This window comes from Streptococcus sp. HMSC065C01, from assembly GCF_001813525.1.
GTDB classification, from domain to species: domain Bacteria; phylum Bacillota; class Bacilli; order Lactobacillales; family Streptococcaceae; genus Streptococcus; species Streptococcus parasanguinis_V.
In genome coordinates, this window is record NZ_KV812859.1 from 104,400 (window position 1) to 118,133 (window position 13,734).

Annotated in this window: 13 protein-coding genes; 2 read left to right on the plus strand and 11 right to left on the minus strand. The window is 42.1% G+C overall.

Annotated elements, in window-relative coordinates; translation table 11 throughout:
* Positions 1-12: 12 nt before the first annotated feature.
* The 4 genes from HMPREF2918_RS09140 to HMPREF2918_RS09155 all read right to left on the minus strand — a co-directional run bounded on the left by HMPREF2918_RS09140 (position 13) and on the right by HMPREF2918_RS09155 (position 3,394).
* Positions 13-1,263: a diaminopimelate decarboxylase gene (locus HMPREF2918_RS09140; protein WP_003008367.1), complete on the minus strand. Its 1,251-nt coding sequence runs from the start codon at positions 1,261-1,263 to the stop codon at positions 13-15.
* A gap of 95 nt (positions 1,264-1,358) precedes the next feature.
* Positions 1,359-2,045, minus strand: a complete 687-nt coding sequence (locus HMPREF2918_RS09145) for a Bax inhibitor-1/YccA family protein (protein ID WP_070595336.1) — start codon at positions 2,043-2,045, stop codon at positions 1,359-1,361.
* Positions 2,046-2,073: 28 nt separating this feature from the next.
* On the minus strand, positions 2,074-2,565 hold the full coding sequence (locus HMPREF2918_RS09150) for an HDIG domain-containing metalloprotein (RefSeq protein WP_003005617.1): 492 nt from the start codon (positions 2,563-2,565) through the stop codon (positions 2,074-2,076).
* Positions 2,566-2,647: 82 nt separating this feature from the next.
* Positions 2,648-3,394, minus strand: coding sequence for a TrmH family RNA methyltransferase (locus HMPREF2918_RS09155; RefSeq protein WP_070595552.1), 747 nt, complete (start codon positions 3,392-3,394; stop codon positions 2,648-2,650).
* A 73-nt stretch (positions 3,395-3,467) separates the two neighbouring features.
* Here HMPREF2918_RS09155 and HMPREF2918_RS09160 point away from each other — a divergent pair, with 73 nt between their 5' ends.
* Both HMPREF2918_RS09160 and yidC read left to right on the plus strand, forming a co-directional pair.
* Entirely contained in the window at positions 3,468-3,746 is a 279-nt protein-coding gene (locus tag HMPREF2918_RS09160) for an acylphosphatase (protein ID WP_070595338.1), read from the plus strand.
* Positions 3,747-3,823: 77 nt separating this feature from the next.
* Positions 3,824-4,741, plus strand: a complete 918-nt coding sequence (yidC, locus tag HMPREF2918_RS09165; protein ID WP_003008377.1) for a membrane protein insertase YidC — start codon at positions 3,824-3,826, stop codon at positions 4,739-4,741.
* A 157-nt stretch (positions 4,742-4,898) separates the two neighbouring features.
* On the opposite strand, the gene greA is transcribed toward yidC, so the two are convergent.
* The 7 genes from greA to HMPREF2918_RS09200 all read right to left on the minus strand — a co-directional run bounded on the left by greA (position 4,899) and on the right by HMPREF2918_RS09200 (position 13,196).
* Positions 4,899-5,381, minus strand: a complete 483-nt coding sequence (gene greA / locus HMPREF2918_RS09170; protein WP_003005389.1) for a transcription elongation factor GreA — start codon at positions 5,379-5,381, stop codon at positions 4,899-4,901.
* 57 nt (positions 5,382-5,438) lie between these two features.
* A complete protein-coding gene (gene mltG, locus HMPREF2918_RS09175) occupies positions 5,439-6,956 on the minus strand; it encodes an endolytic transglycosylase MltG (protein WP_176745998.1) in 1,518 nt (505 codons plus the stop codon).
* A 71-nt stretch (positions 6,957-7,027) separates the two neighbouring features.
* Positions 7,028-7,537, minus strand: coding sequence for a GNAT family N-acetyltransferase (locus HMPREF2918_RS09180; RefSeq protein WP_176745999.1), 510 nt, complete (start codon positions 7,535-7,537; stop codon positions 7,028-7,030).
* 12 nt (positions 7,538-7,549) lie between these two features.
* The gene (locus tag HMPREF2918_RS09185; RefSeq protein WP_070595347.1) at positions 7,550-7,966 is read right to left on the minus strand and encodes a GNAT family N-acetyltransferase; all 417 of its coding nucleotides are present in this window, start codon (positions 7,964-7,966) and stop codon (positions 7,550-7,552) included.
* An 81-nt stretch (positions 7,967-8,047) separates the two neighbouring features.
* Entirely contained in the window at positions 8,048-9,382 is a 1,335-nt protein-coding gene (gene murC, locus HMPREF2918_RS09190) for a UDP-N-acetylmuramate--L-alanine ligase (protein ID WP_003005130.1), read from the minus strand.
* 9 nt (positions 9,383-9,391) lie between these two features.
* On the minus strand, positions 9,392-10,042 hold the full coding sequence (locus tag HMPREF2918_RS09195) for a divisome accessory protein ZapJ (protein WP_003017389.1): 651 nt from the start codon (positions 10,040-10,042) through the stop codon (positions 9,392-9,394).
* Between the two features lie 55 nt (positions 10,043-10,097).
* Complete coding sequence (locus HMPREF2918_RS09200; RefSeq protein WP_070595349.1) at positions 10,098-13,196, minus strand: pilus expression-regulating Snf2 family helicase; 3,099 nt, start codon at positions 13,194-13,196, stop codon at positions 10,098-10,100.
* Between the last annotated feature and the right edge of the window lie 538 nt (positions 13,197-13,734).

Here is a 13,734-nt window from a genome sequence, read left to right on the forward strand (position 1 = left end):
TCAGACAATCGCTTATTTTTCAATGTCAAAGCCGTAGAGTGTCGCAAGATAATCTTCTGGTTTTTCTGCTCGACGAATCAAACGGGCCTGCCCATCTTCTTGAAGCAAAACTTCTGCAGAACGCAACTTAGCATTGTACTGATAGCCCATTGAAAATCCATGGGCTCCCGTGTCATGGATCACGAGCAAATCTCCAATCTCCGTCACGGGTAGTTCTCGTTGTTTCGCAAATTTATCGTTATTTTCACAGAGACTTCCCACGACATCGACCACTTCAGTCGGTCCATCTGGACGATCCATATTGGTAATATGGTGATAAGCACCGTACATAGCCGGTCTGAGAAGATTCACAGCTGAAGCATCGACGCCCACATAGGTCCGGTAGGTTTTCTTTTTATGAGTGACTCTGGTTACCAGGAGGCCGTGTGAAGCCAGCATAAAGCGACCAAGCTCGGTATAGATTTTCACATGACCAAGTCCTGCCGGTTTGAGAATCTCATCAAAAACGCGATGCACACCTTCCCCAATAATAGCAATATCATTTGGTTCTTGCTCTGGCTTGTAATTGACCCCAACTCCACCAGAGAGGTTGATGAAGCCCAAGTGGACACCTGTTTTCTCGACGACTTCCACTGCCAATTCAAAAAGTTGACGCGCTAACTCTGGATAGTAGTCATTGGATACTGTATTAGAAGCTAATAAAGCGTGAATGCCAAACTCTTCCACACCCAGTTCTTTCAACTCGATAAAGGCTTGGATCAATTGCTCCTTGGTCATTCCAAACTTGGCTTCTTCCGGATTGTCCATAATATCGGTTCCTAGTTCAAAAACTCCACCAGGATTATAGCGGCAAGAAATGACCTTGGGGATGCTGGTCACAGACTTCAAGAAAGCAATGTCTTCATAGGCATCCAGATTGATAGTTGCCCCTAACTCTCTAGCATAGACAAATTCATCAGCTGGCGTGTTGTTAGAAGAAAACATGATTTCTTTTCCACTAAAGCCGAGTTTATCTGCCATTAATAATTCCACGTAGCTGGCAGTATCGACACCACATCCCTCTTCTTGCAAAATTTTTAGGATCGATGGGTTAGGAGTCGCCTTGATGGCAAAATATTCCTTAAATCCTTCATTCCAAGCAAAAGCTTGATGGAGGGCACGAGCCGTTTCACGAATTCCCGCTTCATCATAGAGATGGAAAGGGGTAGGGAATTCTTGGGTCAGGCTTTCTAATTGTTCACGGGTTACAAAAGGTGTTTTCATAAGCGCTCATTTCTATACTTTAGTCACTATTAGTATAGCACAAGTCGGAAGACAAAAAAAGCCGAGGCAACTGCCCCAGCTCAATCTCTCTTTGATTAGTCGTTTCTTCCGAAGATACGAAGAAGGCTGATAAAGAGGTTGATAAAATCAAGATAAAGTTCCAAAGCCATCGCTACTGCCCAGCCTGTAGCAGGTTGACCATTTGTTTGATCATAGACATAGCGAATCTTTTGGTTATCCCAAGCTGTCAATCCTGCAAAGAGGAAGACAGAGATAATACTCAAGATATAGTCCATTCCAGAACTTCTCAAGAACATATTCACAACAGAAGCGATGATCACACCGATCAAGACTCCCATCAAGGCACGTCCCATACCAGACAGGTCTTTTTTCACGACGCGTCCGATAGCTCCCATGACAATAAACATCAAGGCACTGACCAAGAAAGCCTTATAGACAGTTGCTTGCATGTAGCGAGCAATGATAAAGCTCAACGTAAAGCCATTCAAAGCTGAGTAGATCAAGAAGATCGGAAGAGCAGACGGGCTATTTTTAACAGTCTTCCCACTTGCAACAAAGACCAAGATCAATTCTACAACGACTGCTGCATAGTAAACCATTGGTGCTGTTGTCAAGATTTGAACGAAGAAATCTTGAAAGACCGTCATCATAAGACCAGAGACAAGGGCTGAAATCCCAACACCGATCCCAACTAATGAGTAGATTTTGTTATAAAAAGCATTCAATCCACTTTGTTCTTGGATTACTGAATCATTATACATATAAACAAGTTCCTTTCAAATTTGTTTACTATGATTTTAACATTTTTCGATGAAAAAATCTCCTTTTGGCCATCTTTTTACGCCAAGGTTCTGAAGCTTCCTTAACAGCCCAGTATTTATCCACCATAGTCACTACGAAGGATTCTTTGTAGCGAGGCGGGGCAAGGGTAGCACCCCACATATGTTTAATAATGATGTCTTCTTCCTTGGCATTGAGATCTGTGATCTTTCGTGCATTTCTCACGGCAATGCGGGGATGAATCCAGGCGTGACTTTTCGTAAACTTGGTCTCGCGCCAATCATAGTAAAAGAGGTCATGCAGGAGGCCACCCCGAGCCGTACTTTTAGCATCCCAACCAAATTTTTTAGCCAGTTTATAACTGGTATAGCTAACATGAATGGAATGCTCCAAACGATTGGAATGAATATGGTGGGGAATGTCAGCTAATTTTTGAACCTTAGGATGCTGGATCAGATGGCCTACATAGGTCATGTATTCTTTGTCACGATGATATTGCATAAGATAACCACCTTTCGTTGATAAGCTCTCCCAATAAGATCTCCATCAACTTCTTCTTACAGGTTAAGTATACTTCTTTTTCTCAAAATTTCCTTAAAGAAAACATCAAAATTCCTGCTGCCACTGCAACATTCAAACTCTCGGCCCGACCTGGCATAGGAATATGAACCAGCTGGTCTGCTTGTGCCGCCATTTCCTGGCTGATGCCATTTCCTTCATTCCCCATAACCAGAATAAACTGATCGGTCTGAGGAAGCTGACGGTAGTCAATGGAAGCTTCTGAAAGCGTCGTTGCGAGAACTGCTAGATGAGATTGCGCAGCTCGTTCCAATAGTTCTTCTCGATCCAGTTTCCAGATAGGAATATGGAAATGACTGCCCTGCATGGATCGAAGGGTCTTGAGACTGTATAGATCTGCGGAGGCTTTCGAAAGCATGACGCCATCAAAACCTGCTGCATCTGCTGTTCGAATCATAGTCCCTACATTGCCGGGATCCTGTACATCCTCCAAATAAAGGTAGCGACCTTGTAACTGATCTGGAAGGACTGGTTGCTCCAGAGCGATCTCTGCGACAATCCCTTGCGGAGTCTTCGAATCTGCCAAGAGACTTAAGATCTCCGGGGTCACGACGGTGACTTTTTGGATGTTCTCTACCCGGTCTAAATAGGCTTCTAAAACAAAGACCTGTTGAATCTTCGCTTGATTTTCTACTGCCTCTTCAAACAGATGCCAGCCTTCAATGAGATAAGAATCTGTCCGGTATTTTTTTTGATGTAATTTTTTAGCATTTTTGATTACATTATTGGATTTAGACGTTATAATATTCATAGAACTATTATAGCACAAAGAAAAAGAAGAAATCATGCCTCAGATAGATTTCTTCGAGTCAAGGAGGTCGTACATGCAAAAGGTAAAAATGATTGCCCAAGGACGGGTTCAAGGGGTTGGCTTTCGCTGGGGAGTGTACAGTCTTGCTTTAGAGATCGGTGGGATTACTGGCCGTGTCTGGAATAACGACGACGGAACGGTTGGCATTCTGGCCCAGGCAGATTCTAGTAGCCAAATGGCTAAATTCATTCAAGAAATTCGCAAAGGTCCTACACCTTTTGCACATGTGACTTATTTAGATGTTACGCTCGCAAACTTTGAAAACTATACAGACTTTAAAATTGCAAATTAAGACTAGAGAACTATTGTGTATTTTCAAAAAAAACAGTAGAATAGAAAGGTAACATTAAAAAAAAGAAGGAACTATTTGTGAAAAAAAATAAACTTGCATTACTTGCATCGATGGGACTAGCTTCGCTTGTCTTCTTGTCAGGATGCGTGAGTGTCGATCGGAAAACTGGAAATCCGACTGGACTGATCTGGAATCTTCTTGGCCGTCCAATGGGCGAAGCCATCAAATTCTTTGCCAACAACCTTGGCTTGGGCTTTGGGATCGGGATTATTATCGTCACCTTGATCGTGCGGTTAATCATCTTGCCACTTGGTTTGTACCAATCATGGAAGGCAACCTACCAATCTGAAAAGATGAACTACTTAAAACCTATCCTTGGGCCAATCCAAGAGCGCATGAAGAACGCTAGCACACAAGAAGAAAAGCTATTGGCGCAACAGGAATTAATGGCTGCTCAACGTGAAAATGGAGTTAGCATGTTTGGTGGAGTTGGGTGTTTGCCACTCTTGATCCAAATGCCATTCTTCTCTGCTCTCTTCTTTGCAGCTCAGCACACCAAAGGGGTAGCAGATAGTAGCTTCCTTGGCATTGCTCTCGGCAAACCAAGCTTGCTCTTGACAGCAATCGTAGCAGTTCTTTACTATATCCAAAGTATGCTCTCTCTTCATGGAATTGAAGATGAAACCCAAAAGGAAAGCATGCGTAAAGCATCACTGATGAGTCCGATTATGATCGGTGTCTTCTCATTGATCTCTTCAGCCGGAGTGACTCTTTACTGGGTAGTCGGTGGGGTGATCCAAATTATCCAACAATTTGTCATCAACTACTTGATTCGTCCAAATCTTCGCAAACGGGTCGCTGAGGAATACAAAAACAATCCTCCAAAAGCGACTAGTCACCGTGTGAAAAAAGACGTCACACCAACTGCGACCACACAAATTCAACACAAACCAAAAAACAACCGCAATGCAGGAAAACAACGCAATAGAAAGTAGTACAAACTACTAATTCTAGCGGTATACAGTAGCACTTGAACCCAAGGTTCAAGTGCTTTTTTGATACCATTCAGTCAGTCAACGAAAAATTTTCACTCTCACAAAAAGATTAAGAGCACAAAAAAACAAGCCCTCTTGGAGGGCTTGCGTTTTATAGTTACGCTGTTTTTTCTACGTTCAAAATTTTCACTTGGTAGCTTCCAGCTGGTGTCTCAACCGTGACAACGTCACCTGTCTTCTTACCAATCAAAGCGTGACCGATTGGGCTTTCGTTAGAGATCTTTCCTGCAAAGGCATCTGCCCCTGCTGAACCAACGATGCTGTATACTTCTTCATCTGTTTCGCCAACTTCTTGAACTGTAACGGTTTTTCCGATCGCTACTTCGTCTACTGCAACAGCGTCACTATCGACGATTTCTGCATAACGGATTTTTGTTTCCAAGCTAGAGATTTGACCTTCAACAAAAGCTTGTTCATCTTTTGCCGCTTCATACTCAGAGTTTTCTGAGAGGTCACCATATGAACGAGCGATCTTAATCCGTTCCACCACTTCAGGTCGACGGACCAATTTCAATTCTTCTAATTCTTGTTCCAATTTTTCTTTTTCTGCTAGGGTCATTGGGTATGTTTTTTCTGCCATTATTCTTCTCTTTCTATTATTTGAATGAAAAAGCTGTGGACGCGCCACATGCTTTTTCTAGTTTGAACTTGCTTGTGTCAATTTACTATTGACATGTTCTTCAACATTTTTATTGTGTTCTTCGTATGTCTTAGCGAAGAAGACTTCACCATTTTCGACATTTGCGACAAAATACAAGTAGTCTGTCTTACTTGGATTCACCGCTGCTTCGATCGCTGATACTCCAGGGTTATCCACTGGACCAGGCATCAAACCGGTATTCTTATAAATATTATAAGGTGAATCTAGCTCTGTATCGATCGTTGCATCTTCTTTTAAGGTCGTCTTTTGACCAAGTTTCCCTTCGGCATAAAGAATTGCAATATTACTTTGCAAAGGCATGTCTTGGTTCAAGCGGTTATAGAAGACACTCGCGATATCTTTGCGGTCCTGATCCGTCGCCCCTTCTTTTTCAACCAAGGAAGCAAGAGTCAATACTTCGTTTACATTGATGTTCTTGCTCTCAAGTGTTTCATAGTATGGGCTTAAGTTTTGATCCATTGCCGCAAGCATCTGATCGATCATCTCTTTCACTGTGGTATCTTTCCCATAGTTATAAGTAGCTGGGAAGAGATAACCTTCTAAACGGTAGCGAACACCAGAATCCTTACTTGGCAGATTCGCCAAGAGCTTAGGATATTTGGCCACCATCTTCTCAATAAAGGCATCGTCTTGGACAGCCTTCAAGAAATCTTCTTTCTTAAATGGAGTCTTGCCTGCCTTCTTAGTGGAGACATCGGCGGTGATAGCCGTCGCAATCTGATCAATCGTATAGCCTTCTGGAATCGTGACCTTTCCAAGAACTGGAGCCTGAGGAGTTTTGGTTCCCTCTTCTTGCAGTTTTTGGATGATGGTTTCTAGATCCATGCTCTTTTGCAGGTTGAAATAACCGGATTTGAAATTGCTATAGTTCTTGAACTTGGTATAGTAGTTAAAGAACTGGCCATTTTTCACGAGTCCTTTTTTCTCAAGGATCGCGCCAATCTCACGATTACTTGAACCTGCTGGAATCTCAACCGTTACGAATTCTGTTGCATTTTTATCCATCGGCTTGACAGCTGAATGGATATAGGTCACAGCAAAGATCCCAGTAGCCACGATCACAATCAGCAAAAGGCTGACCACTGTCCGCACAATTCGTTTAGCGATTTTATTTTGTTTCTTTTGTTTTTGTTGGCGCTGGTTACGAGAAGAGCGCGATAAGCTTTCCTCTACCGGTTCCTGACTTGGTTCTTTTGGAGCAGGCTTTGTAAGCTCACTCTTTTCTTCCACAGCAGGAGTCGCCTTTACCGGCTCCACTGGTTCTTCTTTGGGAGCCGACGCAGATTCTTCTACTTTTGGAGGTGGTGTTGCTTCTTCCTCCTCTTTCAGTGAAGAAGGGGTTTCAATGCTTCGATCAGGTAGATCATACTCTTTTTCGATCTTTAGAAGTTGCTCATTGGCCTCTTCTAAGTCTCTGAGGATCTGCTCTTTGAAGCTTAATAACTTCTCACTGTCTTGTGATTTATCAGTCAAATAATTGACCTCCCTCATCATAATCCTTAATATTATATCTTAAAAGATTTAGAAAAGCAATACAAATCGCCCTTCTTCTTCAAAATACCTATTTAATCAAGGTTTTCATTTTCCCAGACCAGATTGTACCAAACTTCACCCGCATATTGGGATTCTGAAAGACCTTCATTAGTAAATCCTTGCTTTTCGTAATAAGGAATCAAATAATCATGACAGGTCAAATTGATCCCTTGACGGCCATCCTTAATCGCAATCTCTTTCATTGCCTCAAGCAAGAGGGTTCCAACCCCTAGCCCTTGGGCTTCTTTAGCAATGGATAGACTCGTAATGGAAATAAAGCCCTGTTCTAACTGACTTAGATCTTCAACCTCTGAAAAAGAGGAATCGATCAAATAGCGTTCCGGTCTAACAGGTCCTTCTAAATAGCCTAAAATCTGACCTTGGCACTCTGCTACAAGAAATGTCGTTTGAATCTTTTCGATGTGATCTTTTAAAATCTCACGCGCAATCGCTTCTTCTTCTGAGAAATTCTCAAGCTCAATGCGCTCGATGGCATCCAAATCCTGCAGCTTTGCCTGTCTAATGTGAATCTTTTCTTTCATCATTTACTCCTTCTATCGTTCCCAAACCATATGGACACCTCGATCAGACTCAGCTTCATCTCGAAATCCTTGCTGGGAAAAATAAGATAGTAAGTCTTCTGGGCAATCGATCCAAATGGCTTTCTTTTCCTTTTGAACAGCTAGATCCTTTAAAGCAGCGATCAAAATAGAGCCATAGCCTTGACCTTGAAAGGCTGCTCTCACTGCTAGTCGCAATACAATTAGGTCTCCTTTTAAAGGCTGGTCTTCTGTCGCCAACAAGTAAGCCACAGCATCCCCCGCCTGCTCTGCAAGCAAAGAAATGGCTTCCTTCGAACCTAGCACTTCCTCAAGAGTGACCTTGTGCTTCTTTCCTTCATTGTCATGAAGTTCTTCTTCTAGCAAGCCCAGCTGTTCTTGATCAGCTGGGGTGATTGATCGAATCATCATCCTGCTTTCCTCATCTCATACTCCTTCAGTGGACAGATAAATTTGAGTCTGGAACCAATCGATTCCAGACTCAATCATCTCTTATTGTACACTATGTGTCAAACTAGATAATAAACGCTCAAATGAGTATTCATAGGTTTGAATATCTCCTGCTCCCATAAAGACATAGACTGCATTATCATGGTCAAGAAGAGGAGAAACATTCTCAGCTGTAATAATCGCTGAGCGTTTGACAATTTTTGCTTCCAAATCTTCAACTTTCACATCGCCGTGATCAACTTCACGCGCAGAGCCATAGATCTGTGCCAAGTAAACAGCATCTGCTTGATTCAAGGCTTCTGCAAATTCATCTAACAAGGCAATGGTCCGTGTAAAGGTATGTGGTTGGAAAATGGCCACAATCTCTTTGCTTGGGTATTTTTGACGGGCCGCATCCAAAGTTGCAATAATTTCCGTTGGATGGTGCGCAAAGTCATCGATGATCACTGTTCCATTGACTACTTTTTCAGTAAAGCGACGTTTCACGCCAGCAAAGGTCTTCAAATGCTCGCGGACTAAATCTAAGTCAAATCCTGCAATGTAAAGCAAACCAATGACTGCTGTAGCATTCATGATATTGTGGCGACCAAAAGTTGGGATATGGAATTGCCCCAAATCTTCTCCACGGAAATGAACGTTGAAGGTTGAACCAGTCGTTGAACGAAGCAAGTTGCTTGCCACAAAATCGTTCGTCTCCTTATCAAAACCATAGTAATAAATTGGTGCTGATGAGGTAATCCGACGCAATTCTTTGTCTTCTCCGTAGATGAAGAGTCCTTTGCTGATTTGTTTGGCATAATCGTTAAAGGCATTAAAGACATCTTCCAAGCTCGTGAAATAGTCTGGATGGTCAAAGTCAATATTGGTGATGATGCTGTATTCAGGATGGTAAGGCATAAAGTGGCGTTCATACTCATCTGATTCAAAGACAAAGTATTTGGCTGCTGCAGAGCCACGACCTGTCCCGTCACCAATCAAATAACTGGTATCAGTGATATTTGATAAGACGTGAGAAAGCATCCCTGTTGTTGAGGTTTTTCCGTGTGCTCCGGCAACCCCCATGCTGACGAAGTCACGCATAAATTCACCAAGGAATTCATGGTAGCGTTTATAGGTTAGGCCATGCTCATCTGCATAAGCAATTTCCACATTGTTATCTGGACGGAAAGCATTCCCAGCAATGAGGATCTTGTCGCCTTCCAAATTTTTCACATCAAATGGATAAATTTGAATTCCTGCTTGTTCCAAGCCACGTTGCGTAAAGTAATACTTCTCAACATCTGACCCTTGAACCGTATGTCCCATTTGGTGAAGCATGAGGGCTAAAGCACTCATCCCTGCTCCTTTAATTCCAATAAAATGGTATGTATTAGACATGTTTTCTCCTTATTCTTGATCTAGATGGGTTAAATCCAATTCTTGTTTGATTGGCTGTGGTTTCAACTTGTGCTGATCTTTATTGTATATTTGGCTAGTCTTTAAGAAATCATAATTGTTTTTCTTTTCAGTCGGTTCTGCCACTTCTGGTTCTCCTGCAGATTCGAACTCTGCAAGGATCAATTGATCTTGTCGCAATCGTTTGCTATATTTCAATAATTCACCCGGATTTTCCTTTTGGAAGGGAGCCGTTGGCTGACCAGGTTTCCGTTCTGAAATAAACGGTTTTTTCCGCTTACTTGTAGTAGCTGCTGGATCCGTTGTCAGATAGGGGGCTGTGCGTTTCTTTTTCAGATCTTCACGCGCACGCTCTCTCGCTTCCTCTGCATAACGGTTGGCAGGACTTTTTTTATCAATCGGCTCTTTAAAATCAGGTTTTCTTACTGGCCGTCTTTTCGGTAGGGGCTCTTCTAGTGGTTGGTGGTAAGGATGCTTAGGTTTGGTATTTTCAGCAATCGGTTGCCATTCCAAATAATTTTTATCCACATAGTCGCCTGTAATGTTACTAATCAAGTCTGTTTCATCATACAGGTTCATGTGGGGCATCTCTGTTAACATCAACTCATTATCCCCTACTTGAGGAAAATATTTTTCTGTCATGCTTTCTTCCTTTCGACACTCCATTAATTATAAACTATTCACAGAATTTTTCAAGCTATTCTGACTGAATTCCAAGAATCTCACGAATTTCCTCAACAGATAAGCTGGACCGTGTTTCCGTTCCATCTAAAATTGTTGAGACCAAGTGTCTTTTAGATGCTTGAAGTTCCTGGATTTTTTCTTCAATCGTGCCACGAGTAATCATACGGTAAACTTCAACATTTTGTTCCTGTCCCATTCGATGGGCACGTCCAATAGCCTGGTCTTCCACTGCAGGATTCCACCACAAATCGACTAGGATGACGGTATCGGCTCCCGTGAGGTTCAAACCGACTCCTCCAGCCTTCAAAGAAATGAGAAAAGCATTACGCTCACCTGCATTAAAGGCATTGGTCATTTCTTGACGATCTTTGGCCGGAGTGGATCCCGTGATTTTGAAGGAGGTCATGCCAAGCTGGTCAATTTCCTGCTCTAGGATATCCAGCATGCCTCTAAATTGAGAGAAGATCAAAACCCGGTGTTCGCCATCCTTGATTTGACCCAAAAGATCTCGAAGGCTCTCCAATTTCCCACTATCTCCTTGATAGTCTTCCATAAAGAGGGCGGGGGTATCACAGATTTGGCGAAGGCGCATGAGACCAGAGAGAATTTCCACCTTGCTCCGATTTAGTTCTTCCTCACTAGAGGTTCGAACCCGATCTTGAATTTGTTTTAATTGAGCCAAATAGATCGTTTTTTGACTTTCATCCAATTCATTGTGGTAGATTGTTTCAATCAAGTCCGGTAATTCTTGGAGCACTTCATCTTTTTTCCGTCTCATGACGAAAGGTTTGACAAATCGCGCAATAGTCTCAGGACTCAACTTTTGAAATTCTTTTTTAGCTGGGAAGAGCCCTGGAAGGACAATTTGGAAAATAGACCAGAGTTCTCCCACATGATTTTCAATCGGTGTCCCAGATAAGGCAAACACATGCGGAACCTCAAAGCCACGTAAGTGTTGGGCAATCTTGGTTTGGGCATTTTTCATGACCTGGGCTTCATCTAGAATCAAGTACTCATACTGATTCTTCTGGTATTCCTCCACATCTTGACGGAAAGACGCGTAACTAGTGATAACTACCTGTGGATTGGTTGCGATGAGTTCATCTCGGTGCTGCTTGAGACCATAGACGACCGCCACCTCCATCTGAGGAGCGAATTTTGAAAATTCTTGTTTCCAATTGTAGATGAGACTAGATGGAGCTAGAATCAAGATTTTAGTTTCTTTTTTTGCAACACTGGTCAAGAAGGAAATAGTCTGCAGGGTTTTCCCAAGCCCCATATCATCCGCTAAAATACCACCAAAACCATAATGATTTAACATGGAGAACCATTTGACCCCTATTTCTTGGTAATCCCTTAGGGTCGCTTGGATTGTCATCTGAGGGAGTTGGAAGTCTTCTGGATGAGTCAAATCATGAGCTAAAATTCGAAATTCTTCTGAAAAATGAACATTGTCTTGATCTGCCAACAAATCAGATAGCTGATAAGCGGCAATCCGGCGGGCTTGTAGTTTCCCACCCTTGCTCATTTTCGCCCGCAGATCTGCTAGGGCTCGACTGATTTTCTTGGTTTCTTCATCAAAGACAAGAACTTTACCTGTATGGCTGACAAAATAGTCTTTTTGCCCTACTAGAGCTTTGAGGACCTGGTCCACTTCGGCTGGATCCACACTTTCAAAGTCAAAACCGATCTCCAGTAGACTGCCATTGGTTTTAACATCAATTTTTGGACGCTCCACTTGATAAAGATCTAAAAGGCTATCAGAGAGGGTAACCTCTCCTAAGGCTTCAAAAGCCGGGATCTGTTGGTGAAAGAACGGATAGATTTGCTCACTTGATAACGGACTTCTTTGGGAAGAAAAGTCGTCTGTAAAACCTGCTGCTAGCATGGTTGAAAAGACTTCTTGCTCCTTATCGAAATCACTGGAATAAGGAAGATTAAGGAGTTCCTCACGCGTGGTCACCACACGATCCTGGTATTGAAAGACAACATCCAGTAAAACAGTCTGGTCCTGTGCTAGATCAAAATGAAATTCTGGAGTGAAATCGTGGATTAAAAAGCTGGTCGGAGCTGTTATTTGCCCCAGTTTTTTGAACTCTTTTAAACTATAGGAAAGCTTTGTTTGATCCGTTGGATCAAAATGCAGTCGTTTTTTGCGATCCTGATCCATTGGTAAGTCTTGAATCGCCTTCCATAGGGTTCGCTGTTGGGGCGTCAGGTGATAGAAGACACCATTTCGAAACAGGTAAACAGCAGACTCGACAACCTTCACTTGTGGCTCAGTAATGATCAATTCGTAAAAATCACCATGGTCTTCCACCTGAAAATGAAAGAGATCTTCCTCCCCATGGACATCCTGAAAATAGACTTCAGAAAAATCATACATGCTGTATTGCAAGAGGAAGGAATCCAAATTCATTAGTAATTCTACAGCTTCTTCAAAGAGAGTCGGTGGAAAATAAAGATGGCGCCCAGCATTGGGAAAGAAATCTTGCTCTTTCGAGCCACTATCTGTGACCAAGCCTTGTAGGAAATTGATCACATCCTGACTAGGCCCATCAAATTCTAAGTAAGAAATGGGTTCATAGTAACTTTTGCCAATTGCAAAGTGGCCTTCTTTCTGAAGGGTCTGCAAAAAAGCTAGCACATCTCTGATCACATAAGAACGCTCGTCTGGCAAGCGACGAATGCGAAGAGTCCATAAGAATTGACCAGAGTATTCATCCTCCTGCCCGACTGCTGATAAGACATAGCGTGTTGCTTTCTTTTCGATTTTTGGAAGGACCTGGTCTAAAAACAAACTTCCAAAAGAGACCTTCTCCTGCGTTTCTTCAGTCGCCGTGGCGTCTTCTTCAAGGCTTGTAAGAGCTGCTTTCCCACTGTCATCATTCTTCAAAAAAGCTTCCACAGCTGCTAGATGTGTACAGAATTTTTTCTTTTGAAAGAAAGCACAGCTACAAAAAACAGCATCGTCATCCAAACTGTACCGCAAGCTTTCTTCTTCCACCCGAAAATACAGGTATTTTTCTTTTACTTCCTGAAGGGAAACTTTCCCAGCTTCATAGAGAAGGCTCCCTTGTGAACGAACCTTCCCAGGAATTAATTTTGCCATGTTTACCACCTTAGATTAATCCCTTTATTATACCATATTTAAGAAAAAATTAGAAAAGATAATTTTACTATTAAAAGGATTTTAACTTACTTTTAGAAAAAAACTGAGACAGTATTGTCCCAACTTTTCACCTGATTTCGTAATAGAGTTACCTCAATCAGCTATCCATGATTTTTCTCTTTTAACCGTCTGAGCGAACAATAGACAGAATAGATAAATAGAGAGGAGAAAGATCCCGATAGCCCACAGAAAAAGACAAAAAACACGACCTATTTTTTAATAAAATCCCCAACAATAGGATCAAGAGCTCCAAGCTTACGATCGAACCGAGAAACAAGAGATACAGATAGATTTTAAATAATAAGTACACAAACCTAAAGCTCTCATGATCTTCATGAGTTTACTCTACTCATCCTTAAAAAAGCATAAGGAATAAAGAATATCCGGACTATGAAACTACGCATCTGACTATTCTCCACTTCATTTTACCAGCTTATTAAAAAAAGCAACGCTTATGCGCTACTTTTAGTTGTTTTCA

Coding starts and splice junctions, on each gene's coding strand:
- HMPREF2918_RS09140 (WP_003008367.1), bottom strand. CDS start 1,263: ATGAAAACACCTTTTGTAACCCGTGAACAATTAGAAAGCCTGACCCAA.
- HMPREF2918_RS09145 (WP_070595336.1), bottom strand. CDS start 2,045: ATGTATAATGATTCAGTAATCCAAGAACAAAGTGGATTGAATGCTTTT.
- HMPREF2918_RS09150 (WP_003005617.1), bottom strand. CDS start 2,565: ATGCAATATCATCGTGACAAAGAATACATGACCTATGTAGGCCATCTG.
- HMPREF2918_RS09155 (WP_070595552.1), bottom strand. CDS start 3,394: ATGAATATTATAACGTCTAAATCCAATAATGTAATCAAAAATGCTAAA.
- HMPREF2918_RS09160 (WP_070595338.1), top strand. CDS start 3,468: ATGCAAAAGGTAAAAATGATTGCCCAAGGACGGGTTCAAGGGGTTGGC.
- greA (WP_003005389.1), bottom strand. CDS start 5,381: ATGGCAGAAAAAACATACCCAATGACCCTAGCAGAAAAAGAAAAATTG.
- mltG (WP_176745998.1), bottom strand. CDS start 6,956: ATGATGAGGGAGGTCAATTATTTGACTGATAAATCACAAGACAGTGAG.
- HMPREF2918_RS09180 (WP_176745999.1), bottom strand. CDS start 7,537: ATGAAAGAAAAGATTCACATTAGACAGGCAAAGCTGCAGGATTTGGAT.
- HMPREF2918_RS09185 (WP_070595347.1), bottom strand. CDS start 7,966: ATGATGATTCGATCAATCACCCCAGCTGATCAAGAACAGCTGGGCTTG.
- murC (WP_003005130.1), bottom strand. CDS start 9,382: ATGTCTAATACATACCATTTTATTGGAATTAAAGGAGCAGGGATGAGT.
- HMPREF2918_RS09195 (WP_003017389.1), bottom strand. CDS start 10,042: ATGACAGAAAAATATTTTCCTCAAGTAGGGGATAATGAGTTGATGTTA.
- HMPREF2918_RS09200 (WP_070595349.1), bottom strand. CDS start 13,196: ATGGCAAAATTAATTCCTGGGAAGGTTCGTTCACAAGGGAGCCTTCTC.